The 15977-nt window shown below is 71.7% G+C and carries 17 protein-coding genes; 5 read left to right on the top strand and 12 right to left on the bottom strand.

Annotation, left to right across the window (positions count from 1 at the left end):
- Positions 1-8 precede the first annotated feature (8 nt).
- Positions 9-767 carry a LuxR C-terminal-related transcriptional regulator gene (locus AB0K52_RS19030; RefSeq protein ID WP_363533843.1) on the bottom strand — a complete coding sequence of 253 codons (759 nt, stop codon included), beginning with the start codon at positions 765-767 and terminating at the stop codon, positions 9-11.
- A 420-nt stretch (positions 768-1187) separates the two neighbouring features.
- Between AB0K52_RS19030 and AB0K52_RS19025 the strand changes: the two genes are divergently transcribed.
- The gene (locus AB0K52_RS19025) at positions 1188-1496 is read left to right on the top strand and encodes a hypothetical protein (protein WP_363533841.1); all 309 of its coding nucleotides are present in this window, start codon (positions 1188-1190) and stop codon (positions 1494-1496) included.
- 101 nt (positions 1497-1597) lie between these two features.
- Here AB0K52_RS19025 and AB0K52_RS19020 read toward each other — a convergent pair whose 3' ends face one another.
- From AB0K52_RS19020 to AB0K52_RS19010, 3 genes are read right to left on the bottom strand one after another with little or no spacing between them, the layout of a single operon-like run.
- Positions 1598-2167, bottom strand: a complete 570-nt coding sequence (locus AB0K52_RS19020) for a DUF2165 family protein (protein WP_363533838.1) — start codon at positions 2165-2167, stop codon at positions 1598-1600.
- A gap of 17 nt (positions 2168-2184) precedes the next feature.
- Positions 2185-2802 carry a hypothetical protein gene (locus AB0K52_RS19015; RefSeq protein ID WP_363533835.1) on the bottom strand — a complete coding sequence of 206 codons (618 nt, stop codon included), beginning with the start codon at positions 2800-2802 and terminating at the stop codon, positions 2185-2187.
- On the bottom strand, positions 2799-4055 hold the full coding sequence (locus AB0K52_RS19010; protein WP_363533832.1) for an MFS transporter: 1257 nt from the start codon (positions 4053-4055) through the stop codon (positions 2799-2801). The genes AB0K52_RS19015 and AB0K52_RS19010 overlap by 4 nt, the downstream gene beginning before the upstream one ends.
- A 62-nt stretch (positions 4056-4117) precedes the next feature.
- Between AB0K52_RS19010 and AB0K52_RS19005 the strand changes: the two genes are divergently transcribed.
- Positions 4118-4750 (top strand): TetR/AcrR family transcriptional regulator, encoded by a 633-nt coding sequence (locus AB0K52_RS19005; protein WP_363533829.1) that lies wholly within the window; start codon positions 4118-4120, stop codon positions 4748-4750.
- A 375-nt stretch (positions 4751-5125) separates the two neighbouring features.
- Here AB0K52_RS19005 and AB0K52_RS19000 read toward each other — a convergent pair whose 3' ends face one another.
- From AB0K52_RS19000 to AB0K52_RS18990, 3 genes are all read right to left on the bottom strand, one after another.
- Positions 5126-5935 carry an isocitrate lyase/phosphoenolpyruvate mutase family protein gene (locus tag AB0K52_RS19000; protein WP_363533826.1) on the bottom strand — a complete coding sequence of 270 codons (810 nt, stop codon included), beginning with the start codon at positions 5933-5935 and terminating at the stop codon, positions 5126-5128.
- A 66-nt stretch (positions 5936-6001) separates the two neighbouring features.
- On the bottom strand, positions 6002-6703 hold the full coding sequence (locus AB0K52_RS18995) for an alpha/beta hydrolase (RefSeq protein ID WP_363533823.1): 702 nt from the start codon (positions 6701-6703) through the stop codon (positions 6002-6004).
- Between the two features lie 34 nt (positions 6704-6737).
- A complete protein-coding gene (locus AB0K52_RS18990) occupies positions 6738-8048 on the bottom strand; it encodes a metallophosphoesterase (RefSeq protein WP_363533820.1) in 1311 nt (436 codons plus the stop codon).
- Positions 8049-8157: 109 nt separating this feature from the next.
- Here AB0K52_RS18990 and AB0K52_RS18985 point away from each other — a divergent pair, with 109 nt between their 5' ends.
- Together AB0K52_RS18985 and AB0K52_RS18980 are read left to right on the top strand one after the other, a co-directional pair.
- A complete protein-coding gene (locus AB0K52_RS18985; RefSeq protein WP_363533819.1) occupies positions 8158-8442 on the top strand; it encodes a hypothetical protein in 285 nt (94 codons plus the stop codon).
- Between the two features lie 271 nt (positions 8443-8713).
- Complete coding sequence (locus AB0K52_RS18980; RefSeq protein ID WP_363533816.1) at positions 8714-9019, top strand: hypothetical protein; 306 nt, start codon at positions 8714-8716, stop codon at positions 9017-9019.
- Positions 9020-9021: 2 nt separating this feature from the next.
- On the opposite strand, the gene eccCa is transcribed toward AB0K52_RS18980, so the two are convergent.
- Genes eccCa through AB0K52_RS18955 form a run of 5 tightly spaced genes read right to left on the bottom strand, consistent with a single transcriptional unit; the run spans position 9022 to position 15370 of the window.
- Positions 9022-12993 carry a type VII secretion protein EccCa gene (eccCa, locus tag AB0K52_RS18975; protein ID WP_363533814.1) on the bottom strand — a complete coding sequence of 1324 codons (3972 nt, stop codon included), beginning with the start codon at positions 12991-12993 and terminating at the stop codon, positions 9022-9024.
- A 1-nt stretch (position 12994) separates the two neighbouring features.
- Positions 12995-14326: a type VII secretion integral membrane protein EccD gene (eccD, locus tag AB0K52_RS18970; protein ID WP_363533811.1), complete on the bottom strand. Its 1332-nt coding sequence runs from the start codon at positions 14324-14326 to the stop codon at positions 12995-12997.
- Between the two features lie 22 nt (positions 14327-14348).
- Positions 14349-14714 carry a hypothetical protein gene (locus tag AB0K52_RS18965; protein ID WP_363533808.1) on the bottom strand — a complete coding sequence of 122 codons (366 nt, stop codon included), beginning with the start codon at positions 14712-14714 and terminating at the stop codon, positions 14349-14351.
- The gene (locus AB0K52_RS18960) at positions 14702-15004 is read right to left on the bottom strand and encodes a WXG100 family type VII secretion target (RefSeq protein WP_363533805.1); all 303 of its coding nucleotides are present in this window, start codon (positions 15002-15004) and stop codon (positions 14702-14704) included. The genes AB0K52_RS18965 and AB0K52_RS18960 overlap by 13 nt, the downstream gene beginning before the upstream one ends.
- A gap of 15 nt (positions 15005-15019) precedes the next feature.
- Entirely contained in the window at positions 15020-15370 is a 351-nt protein-coding gene (locus AB0K52_RS18955; protein ID WP_208498618.1) for a hypothetical protein, read from the bottom strand.
- A 255-nt stretch (positions 15371-15625) separates the two neighbouring features.
- Between AB0K52_RS18955 and AB0K52_RS18950 the strand changes: the two genes are divergently transcribed.
- Positions 15626-15958: a hypothetical protein gene (locus AB0K52_RS18950; protein ID WP_363533802.1), complete on the top strand. Its 333-nt coding sequence runs from the start codon at positions 15626-15628 to the stop codon at positions 15956-15958.
- Positions 15959-15977: the final 19 nt, after the last annotated feature.

Genomic DNA, 15977 nt, shown 5'->3' with positions numbered 1-15977 from the left:
GTTGCCTCTCAGGTGGTCTGCTGACATTCGAGGACGTAAGGGTCGGGTGCCGCCACCGGTGGCAGCGGCTCCTCGTCGGGGTGCGCCTCCCGCGGCGCGCGCGAGGTGTGCAGGCCCTCTCGGAGGATGCGGGTAACCGCGAAGGTCCTGTTGGGAGAGTCGAGTTTGGCCATGATGCTGCCGACGAGGCGTTTCGCACCGTGCTGCGAGATCTCGAGCCGGCGCGCGATCTGCTTGTTGCTCATGCCCTCGACGAGGAGCGGCACCACTTCGCGTTCGCGCGGAGTGAGCCGCGGCGGCCGCTTGGTGTCGGCGGTCCGGGAGGTGAGGAGCCGGTGCGCGAGCCGCGCGGGTATCGGGAGCTCCCCGATCGCGATGCGCTCCAGGCAGTCCCGGACGGCGTAGGGGGACAGGTCCTCGGCGTCGAGGATGCCGGCGCTGGGGATGCGGGCGACCTGGGCGAGGTCGACCTCGGCGGTGCGGGTGACGAGGAGGACGGAGCGGAGGTCGCTCTCGGCGAGCATCGCCACGGCGGCGGGCCGCAGCTCGTCGAGTACGAGGAAGACGAGGGCGGGGCCGAGCGGGTCGGACCGCCCCGCGGCGCTGTGGATCGCGGTCTCGGGGCTCTCGTGGGTGGTGACGGTCCGCACGAGGTCGAGTCTGGTGAGTATTCGTTCGAGTTCCGTGCGGAGGTGTCCGCCGCCGATGCCCAGGGCCACGTTGAACACGGCCTCGGACCATACCTGCCCTGGTGGTCTGTCCAGCATGTCTGCCCGACTCCTGTCTCTCGGTCGCAGGGGGTGTTTCGTCGCCGCGGTGCCGGAGGAAGCGCTTTTGCTTGAAGCTCTGAGTAATTGGCGCATTCGGCCGCTGGACCGGTGCTGCCGTAGCGCTTTCCGGGACCTGGATGGAGGGAGATCGATATGTCGGCGAAACGGTTTCCGTCGGTTCCGCGGGGGTCCGGATCGGAGGGAAAGTGCCGAGTCGATGACGGTGGCGACGTTGCCGCGATCCATCGTTGCCCGGCTCCTCCCGGATTGTCAACACCGGATGTCCGGATTCGGACACGAAGAGTGAGACGGGACGTTCGGAGGACTCGGGCAGTTTGCGCGTCCACGTATCATCCGTAGGAACTTCCGTCCCCACCGCACAGCCGGTTTCCCTATGCGACAAGGAAGGTCACCACAATGACAACCCCGGAACACCCCCCGCGGGCGCCGAAGTCGACGCCTCGGGACAGGGAAGTCATCGCGCATCTCATCGCCGCCCCGGACCAGCAGACGGCCGCGGAATGGCTGGGGATCACCGACCGGCACCTGCGCCGGAGGGTCGATTCGATCATGCGGCGATTCGGTGCCGAGACGACACTGCAGATGGTGGTAATGGCCACTGTCTACGGTGATGTGAATCCGAAGGCGGTGCCCGCAAACACGCCCGCGTTCGCACTCCTCACCGAGGCGTTCGAACGGCGGGGCAGTGCTTCGGGATCGCCTTGAGAATGGCGCGCCACGCGTCCGATTCGGACCGACCTCGTCGTCGGAGTGCCGCGGCCCCCTGAGCGCGCAGGGGGCCGCGGAGCATCGGACGGCCCTAGCCGCTACGCCCGGGTGCGGGGCTGGAGGTTGACCACGATCACCGCGAGGATCGAGATGATCAGGCCGGTGAGGTGGACCATCTGGACCGGGCCCATCTTCATCCAGTACCCGAACCACATGCCGCCGCAGAGGAACACGACGAACAGGCCGGAGAACGCGGTGAGGCCGAGGTTGGCCGCGCGGAGGGCGCGCGCCGGGAGCGCCGGCTCGCGCCGGAGCAGGGCCCTGATGGCGAAGACGGCGCCGCGCCACAGCAGCGCGATCGTGAGCAGCTGGTAGGCGATGACGCCGATGAGCGCCGGGACCGCCAGGCCCTCGGGGATCGCGCGCCACTCGATGCCGTTGCCCAGCACCGTGTCCGCATCGAGTTCGTCCATCGTGAACATGCCCGCGATGAGCGCGCGGTTCGTGCCGAAGTCGTTGATGTTGTTGGTGACGACCAGGGTCAGCCAGGCGGCGGCCCAGGTGAGGATCAGGGTCTGAAAGAGGATGATCCCGGTGCCGCCGGAGCGCTCGGGCTCGTCGACGAGGCGCAGCGGCGCCGGCTCGGTCTTGACCGTGGGGGTAGACAAGGGTCTGTTCCTTTCGTTCAGTGTGCGGTGGCGTAGGGGGGCTCGGGTTGCGGGCCGAGCCCGTCGTGGGCGGCGATCCACTTGTCGTGGAGCCACATCGAGGTGCCGCGCCGCGCGCGGGCGGCGTCCCAGCTGATACCGCGCTCGTAGGTGAGGACGGTGCCGCCGGGGCCGACGACGGCCCAGGTGTAGCGGCCGTCGGCATGGCGGGTCTTGACCTTCATGCCGGTGACCGCCCGGACGGAGCCGTCCGCTTCGGTCACGGTCTCGTCGTGCCGCTTGATCCACTGCACGGCGAGGTCGTCGGCGTAGGCGCCGGCGGCGCGGCGGATGAGGTCGAATGCGGCCCTGCGGCTTTCGGCGCGGTCGAGGAGGCTGGCCGGGTCGTTCGCGCGGAGGCAGGTGTAGCCGAGGAGGCGGCCGTCCCGGTCGGCGACGACGGTGGCGTGGGGGCCGCCGAGGCGGTAGCCGTCCGGTTGGCGGCGGACCACGGTGACCGGCAGGCCGTCGTGGTCGCCCTCGCGGACGTCCACTATGTCCCAAGTGGATGGAACGGCGAGGCCGGTGCCGAAGAGCGCCTGGCGCTCGAGGGTGCGTGCGGTGTGGGTGTCATCGCGGGTGTCGGTTCGCGTCATCTGGTTTCCTGGGGGTAGAGGCCCGGTAAGGCCATGCTGTTCCTGGTACGGCGCGCAGCGAGGGCGATCATCGACCCCGCGGCGAGAAGGGTTCCGGCGGCGACGCAGACGCCCGCGAATCCGGCGGCGTCGGCGAAGGCCGCCAACTGCGGGCCCAGGCTCGCCCCGATGAACAGGACGAACGTGTACAGCGCGGTTGCGGCGGCCCTGGCCGGGCCGGCGACCGAGCCGACGGCCTCGATGAGGCCCGGCGCGGCGAGCGCCACGCCGCCGACGAACTCGAGCAGGCACACCGCGATCGCCCACACGCCGAGGCCGGAGACGGCGGCGGCGAGGAACGCGCTGGCGGCGGCCACGGCCAGCGCGCCGACGACGCGCGTGGTCGGGGCGTACTTGCGCAGGCGTCCGGCGATCCAGGGCGCGGCGAGGAAGGCCGGGAGCGCGGAGGCGCGCAGGAGGAGCATCGCGGTCGGGTTGCCCGCGACGGCTTCGGGTCCGACGGTCTCGAGTCCGGTGTAGACGGCGACGAACGAGGCGAGGACCGTCGCGGTCGCGAGGTAGAGCAGGAGGGTGTCGCGGCGCCGGAGCATCGCTCCCATGGCGCGCAAGGGGTTGGTGCGTGCGGTGCCGTCGCGGGCGGGGTCGGGTTCGAGGACGAAGTAGAGGATGGCGGCGAGTGCGAGGACGCCGACGGTGCCGCCGAAGAACGGGGACTGCCAGCCGAAGGCGGGCAGGAGGAGGGTGGCCGCGGCTTGGGCGATGATCGCGGAGGCGATGAAGCCGCTGGTCATCGTGGTGAGCGCGATGGGTCGGCGGGGCGGGGCGATGCGTTCGGCGACGTAGGCGAGGGCGGCGGGGGCGAAGAACGCCGACGTGAACCCTTGGATCGCGCGGAGGGTGAGGCCGGAGGCGAGGTCGTCGGCGAGGCCGACGGCGCCGGTGGCGAGGGCGGAGGCGACGAGGCCGATGAGGAGGACGCGGCGGCGTCCGAACCGGTCGGCGGCGGGGCCGGAGAAGAGGAAGCCGGCGGCGTAGGCGAAGCCGAAGGCGGTGACCATCCAGGCGGCTTGGGCGGTGCCGGCGCGCCAGCCGGCGGTGAACTCCCCGAGGAGGGGGATGACCACGTAGAGCTGGCCGACGACGAAGACGCCGGCCGCGGCCAGCGGGACGATGGTGCGCCCGGTGGGCGCCCAGTGCGGTTCGGGGTCCGGGCCGGGCGTCGCGGCGGGGCGGACTTGGGCTTGCTGGCTCATGATCCCATTAGACCACCAACTCGTTTGTTGGTCAACATCGGAGTTGGAGTATTATTACGTTCATGTCGGATTCACAACTTCGCACTTACGACACCGGGGCGGCCGCGGCGCCGCTGACCACCCGGGAGAAGCTCCTGCGCGCCGCCCGGGAGGTGTTCGCCGAGCACGGGCTCGCCCATACGCGCATCTCCGACATCGCCGCCCGCTCGGGCGTCAACCGCGAGCGCGTCTACGGGTATTTCGGCAGCAAGGAGGGGTTGTTCGACGCGGTCGTCAACGACGCGCTCGACGAGCTCGCCGAGGCGGTGCCGCTGACGGCGGGCGAGGACCTCGTCGAGTACGTCGACCGGGTGCACGAGTTCCACCGGCTGCACCCGCAGCTGCTGCGGCTGCTGCTGTGGGAGGCGCTGCACTACCGGACCGAGCCGCTGCCGGGCGAGGCGGAGCGGCAGGGGCGCTACCGCGAGAAGGTCAGCGCGCTGGAGCGGTCGCTCGGCGCGGCCGAGGGGCATCTGCAGGCGGCCCCGACCCTGTTCATCCTCATCGGACTCGCCGCGTGGCCGAGCGTCGTGCCGCAGCTCGCGCGCCTCATCATGGGCGCCGACGAGAGCGAGAACCCCGAGATCATGCGCGAGCATGTGCTCAGCTTCGCCCGATCGGCCCTGCGCCCCACGAAAGAAGAAGCCGGAGCCTGACGCACCGGCACCGGCCTCCGGCCGGTTCCCTCCCCTGCGGTCGGGTGCGGCGAATCGCCGCGCCCGAAACACCCAGGGTGCCAGGCGGGTACGACATTGCGGCCGCGCCGCCCGACTTGCCTCGGTTGTCCCGCACCCGAGGTCGGGTGCGCCGATACGCAGCTCCCCCGATTACAAGGGTGGCAGGCGGGTACGACATCGCCGCCGGTAACAGGGCTCGGCCGAGCGCAGGTCCGTCCGGGTTGCGCGGGTCGTCCCTCCCCCGGGGTCGGGTGCGCCGGTTCCGAGCTCCCCCGAAATGTCCAGGGTGGCAGACGGGTACGACATTGAGGCCGGGGCGGCTTTCACCTCCCCGGCCGGTCTCGTGAGGGTTGCTCAGGCGAGGAGGTCGTTCATCGTGCCGTAGGGGACGCCGTCCTCGACCGCCGTGTACGAGTCCGCTTCGAAGAAGCCGACCGCCGCCTTCCGTGCGACCTCGTACGCGGCCATGGCGACGCGCGAGCCGAGGCTGATACGGGCCACGCCGAGGCGGTCGAGCTCCGACGGCGCGGGAGCACCGGGCCCGGCAAGGATGTTCAGCGGCAGACGGATCGCCGCGACGAGGGCCGCGATCACGGCCGGGTCGGTCACGCCGGGAACGAAGATGCCGTCGGCGCCGGCGTCCGCGTAGGCCTTCGCGCGCGCCACGGTCGCGTCGAAACGCTCCGACTCCTCGCCGATCCCGGCCAGGTACACGTCGATGCGCGCGTTGATGAACAGGTCCGGTCCCGCGCCCTCGCGGGCCGCGCCCAACCGTTCCACCTGGTCCGCGAGATCCCGCAGGGACCCCGGGGCCTCCGCGGTGGTGTCCTCGATGTTGACGCCGACGGCGCCGGCCTCGGCCACCGCCGCGAGGGTCGCGGCCACCTCCTTCGGCGTCGCGCCGAAACCCGACTCGATGTCAGCGGTCACCGGCACGTCCACGGCCCGCACGACCCGGGCGATCGCCTCCAATGCCGCGTCGCGGTCGATCGCGTCGCCGTCCGGGCGGCCGAGACTCCACGCGACCCCCGCGCTCGTCGTCGCGATCGCCGGTGCGCCCGCGGCGGCGATGACCGCGGCGCTGGCGGCGTCCCAGCAGTTCGGAAGCCGCAGGGCCGGGGTGGTGTGGAGGGAGCGGAAGCGGGAAGCGGTCGTGTTCGTCATGCCCCCAATCTAAACGGCGATGTCGCCCCGTGGCCGGCCGCGAAACGACATCACCGTCAACGCGCGTCAGGCGCGGCCGACCGCCGAGACGAGCGCGTCTGCCAGCTCGGCCGGCTTCGTGAACTGCGGCCAGTGCCCCGTCGGGAGGTCGATGTACGAGACGTCCTTGACCGCCGCGATCTCCCGCACGAACGGCACGCCCTGCTCGATCCACGCCCGCACCATCGCGCTGCTGAACTCGCAGCAGACGAGCGTGATCGGCACGTCGAAGCGGCGCTCGTCCCCGAGCACCTGCTGGTCGAACGCGACGCCCTTCGGCGAGGGGATCGCCCTGGCGCGGAAGGCCTCGCGGAGGTCGTCGTCGAGGTCGACCAGGTCCTCGTCCTCGAACACCTCCCAGTCGGGCAGGGGGATCTCGCCGTCCACGACCGGCAGCTCGTCGTTGATGACCCCGCCGGGACCGAGCGGCGCCGAGTCGACGTAGACGACGCGGGCGATCCGGTCGGGCCGGGCGTCGGCGACCGCGTGCGCGACCGCGCCGCCGCCGGAGTGGCCCACGAGCACGATCGGGCCGTCGATCGCGTCTACAGCGGCCACGACCGCGTCGACGTGGTCGCGCAGGCCGATGCCGGAGCGGTCGGCGTCGCGGGATGCCATGCCGGGCAGGGTGATCGGGTGGGTCCGGTGGCCGGCCTTCTCGAGTGCGGGCGTGATGTCGCTCCACGACGACGCGTCGAGCCAGAGTCCGGGGATGAGGATGATGTCCATCGCCCGACCATAGCGGCGGGCACCGACAACGGCGCTAGTTCCCGGCGCGGAGGGTCATCACCGTGATGTCGGCGTCCGCGCCGACCCGGATCGGCGGGCCGTTCGTGCCCGCGCCGTTCGTGACGAACACCTGCGTGTCCCCGTGCCGTTCGAGTCCGGTGAGCTGGCCGCTGCGGATGAGCGACGCGTAGTGCACGGGCCACATCTGGCCGCCGTGGGTGTGGCCCGAGAGCTGGAGGTCCACGCCGTAACCGCCGATGTAGTCGACCGCGTTCGGCTGGTGGGCCATGAAGACCACCGGCCGGGCCGGGTCCCGGTCGCCCAGAGCCGCTTCGAAATCCGGGCCGGTCTCGCTCTCGAAGCCGCGCTGGACGACGATGAGGTCGTTGACGCCCGCGAGGTCGAAGCCGGGCAGTTCGACCCGGGTGTTCGGGAGGCCGCGCATGCCGAGCTCGGCGACGCGGTCGTACCACTCGTCGGCGCCCACATAGTGCTCGGCGTTGCCCGCCACGAAGAAGGTCCCGTCGCGCGCCTCGAGGCGGGCGAGCGGGTCGACGGCGTCGCGAACCTGGTCGACCTCGTTGCTGGCGAGGTCGCCGACGAACGCGATGAGGTCGGCTTGCGCGCGGTTGATCTGCTCGACCACGCGCTCGCAGTATTCGCGCCCGCGGATCGCCGAGAAGTGCGTGTCGCCGACGACCGCGATCCGGTAGCCGTCGAACCGCCGGTCGAGGCGTTCGAGGCGGACGGTCACCGGCTTGAGCGGCGGGGTCCGGTAGCCCTCGTACAGGCCGTGCCCGACCGTCGCGACCGCCAGCGCGGACGCCCCGAGCCCGATCGCGCGTGAGACGACGCGGCGTCGTGTGTGACCGGTGACGTGTGACGTACTACTGGGCGCTGCCGATGCGCCGGTCGCCGTTGCCGACTCGGCGGGCTCGGGATGCTCGCTCGTTTGCTCGCGTCGGCGTTCGCGCCGCTGCCGCAGCCAGTCGCGGAGGATCGCCCAGGGCGGCGGCTCCGGTGGCACTCCCTTGCGACGCAGGAGGAACCACCGCAAGGCCTCGGTGACCACGAGGAGGCCGAAGAGGTACAGGAAGACGCCGAACCAGATCAGGCCCGGGTAGCCGACAGCGGCTTGGACACTGATCGGGGCGTCCGAGGGGGTAAGGAACCGGGCGAGGAGTCCGAAGACCGCGAGGACGCCGAGCACGATCGCGCCGATCGGCCGCCACACGGATCCCGGTTTCGTCGTGTCTCGGCACAGCCGCCACCACAGGTACCCATGGAGGACGGCGAAGCCGACGGTGACCGCGAGGAGACGGACGACGAACCAGGCGAAGGCCATCGCCTAGCGCCCGGCCATCGCGCCGCCGAGGGATCGGATGAGCGGGGCGGTGGCGTTCTGGCGCTCGGGGCTATCGGGGGCGGCGTCGCTGGCCGTTGCCGTGCGCGTCATGTCAGGCCTCCTCTGTCTCGTTCGACGCTGCAAGTTTAGAAGGCCGCTCGATCAGGAGGCCCTTGAGATTGGCCGTATGACCGCACTCTCTCCGGCGGAGAAGCTCCGCATCGCATTCGACTTGCACGAGACGGGGCGGCGCATGTACCTGCAGACACTCCGGCGAAAACACCGCGGACTAAGCGAAGAGCAGTTGGAGGCCAAATTGCTGCAGTGGCTTCTCGCGCCCCCGGGGGGCGAGAACGGCGACTTTCCGGGCCCGCGATCGGGAAGGTTCGCGTGAACCAGCTGGAAGCAGGACTGCGGCGGATCGCCACTGCGCTTGATCGCAGCGGCGTCAAGTGGGCTTGTCGGCGGTTTCGCTGTATCTGCCCGAGTCGGGCCGCGTTTCACCCGTGACATCGACTTGGCGGTGGCGGTCCGGGACGGCACCGCTGCCGAATCCGGGAGCTGATGATCGACGGCTACGAGCTATTCGCCTCGGTTGAGCAGGAGTCGGTCGGGCGACTTGCAACCGTTCGGTTTGTAGACGGCCGAGCAGAGGCCGGGCATCTGTGGTCGACCTCCTCTTCGCCGGCTCTGGGATCGAGCCAGAGATCACGCGGGACTCGGAGAAGCTGGAAATCCTGCCCGGGCTTACCGTGCCGGTGGCTCGGATCGGCCACCTGATCGCGGTGAAGCTTCTCGCGCGTGATGACGAGCGGCGTCCGCAAGACCTCGCCGACCTCCGTGCTCTGGTTGCCGATGCCTCTCCGGAGGACCTCGCCGAAGCAGAGACGGCTGTTGTACTCATCGAGAGTCGCGGTTATCAGCGAGAGCGCGACCTGCGGGCGGCTTTGCGGTCCTTCATTGGTCAGTGAGTTCACGTCCGGGCGATTTGGACGAGGTCGGGGTTCTGGCCGCGGCGGGCGAGGAGTGCCCTTCCTGGCGGGAGGAGGCGGCTGGCGGTGCCGTTGACGAGGCGGCCTTCGAGGCGGTCGCCGGAGAAGAGGAGGCCGGGGCTGGACATGTCGCAGAGCTGGCGCAGGAGGGGTTCGTAGACGGCGCGGGCGGCGCCGCCGGTGCGGCGGGCGAGGATGAGGTGGAGGCCGAGGTCGGCGCCGTGGGCGGCGAGTTCGGTCAAGGGCGCCAGGGGGTTTCCTGCGCTGGTGGTGACGAGGTCGTAGTCGTCGACGACGACGAAGACCTCGGGGCCGGTCCACCAGTCGCGGTCGCGCAGCTGCTGCGGGGTGACGTCGGGTCCGGGGAGGCGCTTCTTGAGGGCCTCGGCGAGCTCGGCGGCGTTCTGGGCGGCGTGGGCGGCGGTGTTGCAGTAGGTGATGAGGTGGTCTTCGGGGATCTCCTCGAGGTGGGAGCGGCGGTAGTCGACGAGGAAGATCCCGGCTTCGGTGCCGGGGCGGCGCACGGTCTGGCGCATGATGGCGCGCAGGAGCGTGGTCTTGCCGGTCTGGGTGTCGCCGAAGACGACGAGGTGCGGGTCTTTCCCGAAGTCGATGACGGCGGGGCCGAGGTCGCTTTCGGCGACGCCGACGACGGGCGCGAGCGCGTACGGGTCGCCGGTGGGGGCGGGGACGGGCGGGACGAGTTCGCGGAGGGCGACGTCGACGGGGAGGGCTTTGACGGCGGCGACGCCGGGTCCGGGCCAGCGGCGGCGGACTTCGGCGGCGAGGTCGGCGAACCCGTCCGCTAGGTCCTGTGTGGACTCCAGGTCGTCGATGCGGGGCAGGGCGATGTGCCCGAACCGCTTGTCGGCGGTGAGGACCCGGCCCGGGACCTCTTTGGGGAGTTCCTCGATGAGCTTGCGGTCGATGCCGGAGTCGAAGGCGTCGGCGAGGCGCAGTTCGATGCGGCCTGAGAACGACGCGGCGAGGCGGGCGCGCACCTGCGCGGAGTTGACGGCGGTGAGCACGGTGTGGACGCCGAGCGCGGGGCCGCGCGAGGCGATCTCCATGAGCAGGTCGTTCGCGTCCTCGTCGGCTTCGGTGAGGCCGCCCCAGCCGTCGATGGCGAGCAGGAGGTCGCCCGGGACGTCCACGGTGCCGTCGGCGGCTGCGCGGCGAAGTCCCGCGGCGGCGTCGATGCCGTTGCGGCGCATCAGGTGCTCGCGGGCGTCGAGGAGGTTGCGGACTTCGGCGAGAGTGCGGGCGACGAGTTCGGGTTCGGCGCGGCCGGCGGCGACGGCCACGTGCGGGAGGGCGGTGAGGCCGCCGAGTGCGCCGCCGCCGTAGTCGATCACGTAGGCGGCCAGGGTTTTCGGCGGGTAGCGGAGGGCGAGGCCGGCGATGAGGGTGCGCAGGAGCGTGGACTTGCCGGAGCCGGGTGCGCCGAGGACGACGAGGTTGGCGTCGGCGCCGGCGAGGTCCCATTCGAGGGGTCCTTGGCGCTGCTCGCGCGGGTGGTCGAGGAGGCCGAGCACCGCTTTCACCGTGCCGTCTTCGCCTGCGTCCGCGCCGATCCGGTTGAGCGGCAGGGTTTCGGGGAGCGGCGGGAGCCAGACGGGGCGGACCGGGTCGATGCCCTCGGTCGCGGTGGCGGCGGCGAGGGAGGCGACGAGGACGCGCAGCACGCTGTGCTCGGCGTCCGGCGTCTCCCCCACGCCGCGCGCGGTCTCGGCGGTCATGGCGTCGAGGACGTTGACGACCGGCGGCACCGGCCAGCGCAGCACCGGGAGGGTCCGTTCGGCCGCTTCGCGCGGGGGCGTGTACCTGCCGGAGACCATGGCGGCCTTGAACCTCGTGAAGATGGTGGTGTCCACTTTGAGGTATCCGGAGCCGGGTTCGGGCGGGAGGCGGTAGGCGTCGGGGACGCCGATGGCCTCGCGGCTCTCGGCTTCGGAGAAGGTGCGCAGGCCGATCCGGTAGGACAGGTGCGATTCGAGGCCGCGCAGGTGCGCCGATTCGAGCCGCTGGGTGGCGAGGAGCAGGTGGACGCCGATGGAGCGGCCGATGCGCCCGACGGCGACGAACAGGTCCGAGAAGTCGGGCTTGGCGGTGAGGAGTTCGGAGAACTCGTCGATGATGACGAGCAGGTGCGGGAGGGGCTCGATGTCCGGGTGGTGTTGGCGCAGTCTGGCGTAGGCGTGGACGTTCGGGAGGTTCCCGGCGTCTTTGAGGAGCTGCTGGCGGCGGCTCATCTCGCCGTAGAGGGCTTCGGCGAAGCGGTCGACGAGGCCGAGGTCGTCGGCGAGGTTGGTGATGGCGCCGGCGCTGTGCGGGAGGGCGTCGCAGTCGGCGAAGGTCGCGCCGCCTTTGAAGTCGACGGTGAGGAGGGCGAGGCGTTCGGGCGGGTGGCGGACGGCGAGGGCGGCGACGAGGGTGCGCAGGGCCTCGGACTTGCCGGAGCCGGTGGCGCCCACGATGAGGCCGTGGGGGCCCATGCCGCCGAGCGCGGACTCTTTGAGGTCGAGTTCGACGGGCCGGCCGTCGGCGTCGACGGCGAAGGGGACGCGCAGGAGCGCCGATTCCTCGCGGGGCGCCCAGGTGCGTTTCCAGTCGACGTCGGCCGGGTCGGCGACGCCGAGGATGTCCGCGAGGCCGTGGACGCCGGAGAGGGCGCGGGAGACGTCGTCGAGGGCGAGCCGCCAGGGGCTCAGTGCCCGGGCGATGGCGGCGAGGTCGGCGGGGTCGAGCCGGTCGGGGCGGCCGGTGCGCGTGGTCTCGCTGACGCTGCCTTCGGTGCGTTCGACGCGGGTGATCGCGACGGTGTCGGCGTCCACTTTGATGCGTGCGGCGGTGTGCTCGGGTTCCTGTCGCTGTTCGGCGACGAGGGTCCAGCAGTGGACGCCGAGCAGTTGGGGCGCCTCGTCGGCGCCTTTGAAAGCAGTGGCGAGGAGGCCGGGGAGTGAGACCTGGTGTTCGCCGTCGACGATGACGAGGAGGCGGCGCGAGCCGGGGCCGGGCGGGCCGCCGCGGCGGCGGCGCAGTTCGGCGGCGCGGAGGGCGAGGTCCTCGGCGAGGAGTTCGGCGAGTTCGGCGGTGCTGGGGCAGATGAGCGGGACGGGCGCTTCGCCGTCGCCGGGGTCGGCGAGGAGATGGGGCAGCCAGGAGAGCTTCGTCCACTCCGGGGCGACGGAGGGGTGGGCGACGACCGCGACGCGGAGGTCTTCGGGGGCGACGAGGACCGCGAGCTGGGCGAGCATCGCCTGCGCGGCGGCGCGGGTGCGGGCGTACTCGCCGATGATCGCGGTGTCGCCGACCGCTCCGAGGTCGAGGGTGAGCGGCTGGTCGGCGAGGCGCGCGTACTGGTCGACGAGTTCTTCGGCGCCGGACTGGCAGACGGGGTCGTAGACGGTGAGCGGGTGCTGCTCGTCGATCTTCAACGAGAGCGCGCGGCTCAAAGGCACCGCCGCGAGTCCGCATCGGACGGTGAGGAGGTCGGCGTCGGTCGCGCGTCGCTCCCAGCGGCGGCCCGGGTCGCACGCGAGGCCGAGCAGCAGCCCGGGGTGCGGGTGGCGGCGGGCGGCGTGGTCGCGCTGGGCCTTCACGGCCTCGCGGATGGTGTGCCGGGCGTCTTCGAGGTAGTCGAGGTAGCGTTCGCGCTCCTGCCGGAGCTTTCGCCTCGGACCCGAGCGCATCGCGGCGAACAGCACGATGCCCATCGCGACGCTCGCCACGAGCATGAGCAGGCCCGCCGTCGCGTACAGGGGCCGCTGCAGGTTGGACAGGACCATGATCATCGCGCCCGAGCCGGACATGAGCGGCATCATGAGCATCGGCGCGCCCATCGCCGCCGACGGCGGATCGCCCAGGGCCGGCGGGGAGGCGAGCGTGATCGGCTCGGTCGAGACCTCGGGTGCGGGGCGCCGCGCGGGGCGGCGGACGACGTCGGTGCCCATGTCAGACCCCGGCGACCATCGCGTACAGGCCGGCGAGGTGCCCGGCGAGGACGATCATGCCCGCCACCAGGATCGTCTCGGCGACCGCCACGACCCGCCGCCACCACGCGGCCGACACGGCCGAGCGCGACACCGACGCGACCGAGACGTACGCGAGCCCGGCCAGCACGGCGAGCGCCGGGAGCCAGGCGAGCAAGGGCGCGGAGAGGCCGATCCACCGCCATGCGGCCCAGGCGAGCGCCGCCATCCCGGCCAGGCGCAGGGGCGCCACATGCCGGATGAGCTCGTATATCCGCGAGCGGGTCAAGAGGGCGAGCGCGGCTCCGGTGCCCATGAGCGCGGCCCAGGTGTCCCCTTGGGCGGCAAGGAGGACGGCGGCCGCGCCGGTGATCGCGGCGATGCCGCACACCGCGCCGGTGAGGCGCGCGTCGGTCGCTTCGAGGCGGCGCGCGAGACGCACGTCGGTGGTCGGTTCGCCCGCTCGCACCTCGCGGTCGAGCGCGAAGAGCCCGGCCGAGGACATCGCGAGGCGCGGCACGAGCGCGAGCGCGAACAGTCCGATGAGGACGATAAGGCTCTGGGCGCGGACCGCGCTGAGCCCCAGGTGCGCCCACAGCGCCCACGCGAGTGCGGCGAGCGCGAGCGCGCACGCGATGCCGACCGCGTACGCGGTGGCGAGCCGCGCCCCGGCGCGGGCGGCGGTGATGAGGACAAGCGCGGCCAGCCCTGCGCCGATGAGGCGCGTGGCCGGGTGGGCGCCGCCGTCGGCGGCGAGCACGTCCACGGCGCTGTAGCCGACGCGCCCGGCCCACAGCGCCCCGCCGGTGAGCGCCAAGTGCGTCATGAGGTCGTGCTGCCGCGCCGACCACCAGGACATGAGCACCGCGAGGAGGCCGACCAGACCGCCGGTCAGGAGGATCGCGGGGTTCGCGCCGGGGCTGAACGCGGCCGCCGCGACAAGGAGGCCGGCGGTGCCGATCGCGAGGAGGCGGCCGGTGCCGGGGTCCCAGCGGGCGCCGCCCGCGTCCACGGCGTCCTCGACCGCGTCGCGCACGTCCTCCACGGTGTCGGGGAGCGCGGCGGCCGTGGCGTCGTGCAGCAGGAGCACGCCGCCGTCGGGGACGGTGCGGTCGGCGAGGGTCTCGGCGGGCGCGAACGTCGCACCGTCGATCGTGGACAGCGCCCAGCCGGTGCCGTCGTCGTCGGGCTCCTCGGGGCCGGTGTGCCGCAGCAGCTGCGGGAGGAGTTCGGCGACGGGCAGGTCGTCGGGGAGCGCGAGGTCGCGGGTGGCGCGGGGGCCGACGACGGTGACGGTGCTGTATCGACCGGGCAAGACGGGCCTTTGCAGTGGGGGTTCAGGGCGTTTCGACGAGCACCGCGGCGGGCGGGGCGCTCAGGGCGTTGCGTTCGGCCTCGGCTTCGGCGTCGCGCTCCTTCTGCTTCTCGAAGGCGTTGGCGACGGCGAACGCGGCGACCACGAGGGCCACCGCGATCGCGCCGATGAGGGCCGCGGGCCACAGCGGCTGGCGCTGCCGCCAGCTCCGCGCCGAGCCGTAGAGGACGGCGGCGCGGAGCTGGCGGCGGCGCAGGGCGGCGGCCTGGAGCACGTAGCGCTCGCTCTGGCCGGTGCGCCGCATGGCCATCGGGGCGAGGTCGGTGCCGGGGGCGGAGTCGGCGGACCTCGCCGGGGCGTCGGTGGCCTCCGGGGTCACCCGCCCCACCGGGAGTTGATGCGCGTCATGGTCGTCGACCAGTTCGTCGCCGAGTCCTCGGTGGCCGAGGCGAGCTTGTTGAAGGCCGCCTGGATCTCCGTGAACTCGCCCTCGGAGGTGGTGTTGAACGTGCCGAAGCCGTCGGTGCCGGCGCCGACCCACTGGCCCTGCACGGTGCTGACGTGGCTCTTGATCTCGCCGAGGATGGCCTCGAAGCGGCCGCGGTAGGTGTGCTGGACGCCGGCGAGGTCCTGCAGGTTGCCGACGTTGCCGTAGAGCTCGAATCCTGAACCAGGCATAGTGGAGTGTCCCTTCTAGATCTGGATCGTGATCGGCTTGATGCCGGGCAGGTTGCCTTCGGCGCCGGTGTAGCCGCCGACGTTCTGGTCGTCGGTGGTGAAGCCGTCGTCGCTGGTCGTGCCCTGCGCGAGCGCGCTGAGCCCGTACTTGTTCGCCATGTCGTTGTACGACTCGATGAACGCGGCCTTGGCGCGCTGGAAGGCGGCGAGGGAGGCGCCCTGCTGGGCGTCGACGTCCGCTTCCATCTCGGCGATGAGGGCCTGGAGGTCGCCCGTCAGGCTCTCGACGGAGATGCCGTGGTTGTTGGCGCTGGTGGTGAGGGCGTTGGCGGTGGTGAGCCCGAATTCCGTTCCGATTCCGGCCATGTGGGGTGCCTCCTAGGGAGCTGTGGATGGCCCGTGCGGGGGGAGCGTATCGGATCATGTTGACACGGCGGTGAAGTGAAAGTAAAGGGCTGCGGCCACCACTCTGGATCGCTGCGACCCCTTGCCACAACATGATCAACTTCCACCACTGTCGTTGCGCCGCAACGGCAGACAGTTCACCTGATGTTGTTCCAATCCTCATTGATTCCCGATACGCTGACCGCAGCCAAGAGTCCGCACCCCCCTGGAGGACCAATGGACCGCATCGGCATGAACCCCAACGAGGCCAACTTCAAGGGCGGCCAGACGATCGCGTCGGCGGAGTCGTTCGGGACGCTGCAGGGCGAGCTGCTGAGCATCGTCGAGAAGTGCGTGACCGCCGCCGGGGAGCCCGAGGTCGTCACCGGCTACGACGAGTTCGGGGCCACCTGGTCGACCGACCTGGCCAAGACCGCCGCGCACGGCGAGAGCGTCGGCGCCACCACCCATCTCACCGTCGGCGACGGCGTCGGCACCGACGCCGCGAACGCCGGCCTGCAGAACGTCGAGGCGCCCGCACCCGGCGCCCCCGGCATCAACCTGGTCTAGCCCGCTCGAAGGAGAACCC

This window comes from Glycomyces sp. NPDC049804, assembly GCF_040674615.1.
GTDB lineage: Bacteria > Actinomycetota > Actinomycetes > Mycobacteriales > Micromonosporaceae > Glycomyces > Glycomyces niveus.
Note: the sequence above shows the minus strand (reverse complement) of the source record. Positions and strands in the feature narration are given on the sequence as shown.

Bases quoted from the DNA above. Each gene is read 5' to 3' on its own strand.
- AB0K52_RS18960 (WP_363533805.1), bottom strand. From the start codon at position 15,004: ATGCCTGGTTCAGGATTCGAGCTCTACGGCAACGTCGGCAACCTGCAG.
- AB0K52_RS18950 (WP_363533802.1), top strand. From the start codon at position 15,626: ATGGACCGCATCGGCATGAACCCCAACGAGGCCAACTTCAAGGGCGGC.
- AB0K52_RS19025 (WP_363533841.1), top strand. From the start codon at position 1,188: ATGACAACCCCGGAACACCCCCCGCGGGCGCCGAAGTCGACGCCTCGG.
- AB0K52_RS19010 (WP_363533832.1), bottom strand. From the start codon at position 4,055: ATGAGCCAGCAAGCCCAAGTCCGCCCCGCCGCGACGCCCGGCCCGGAC.
- AB0K52_RS18990 (WP_363533820.1), bottom strand. From the start codon at position 8,048: ATGGCCTTCGCCTGGTTCGTCGTCCGTCTCCTCGCGGTCACCGTCGGC.
- eccCa (WP_363533814.1), bottom strand. From the start codon at position 12,993: ATGGGCACCGACGTCGTCCGCCGCCCCGCGCGGCGCCCCGCACCCGAG.
- AB0K52_RS19030 (WP_363533843.1), bottom strand. From the start codon at position 767: ATGCTGGACAGACCACCAGGGCAGGTATGGTCCGAGGCCGTGTTCAAC.
- AB0K52_RS19000 (WP_363533826.1), bottom strand. From the start codon at position 5,935: ATGACGAACACGACCGCTTCCCGCTTCCGCTCCCTCCACACCACCCCG.
- AB0K52_RS19005 (WP_363533829.1), top strand. From the start codon at position 4,118: ATGTCGGATTCACAACTTCGCACTTACGACACCGGGGCGGCCGCGGCG.
- AB0K52_RS18985 (WP_363533819.1), top strand. From the start codon at position 8,158: ATGTCAGGCCTCCTCTGTCTCGTTCGACGCTGCAAGTTTAGAAGGCCG.
- AB0K52_RS19015 (WP_363533835.1), bottom strand. From the start codon at position 2,802: ATGACGCGAACCGACACCCGCGATGACACCCACACCGCACGCACCCTC.
- AB0K52_RS18955 (WP_208498618.1), bottom strand. From the start codon at position 15,370: ATGGCCGGAATCGGAACGGAATTCGGGCTCACCACCGCCAACGCCCTC.
- AB0K52_RS18995 (WP_363533823.1), bottom strand. From the start codon at position 6,703: ATGGACATCATCCTCATCCCCGGACTCTGGCTCGACGCGTCGTCGTGG.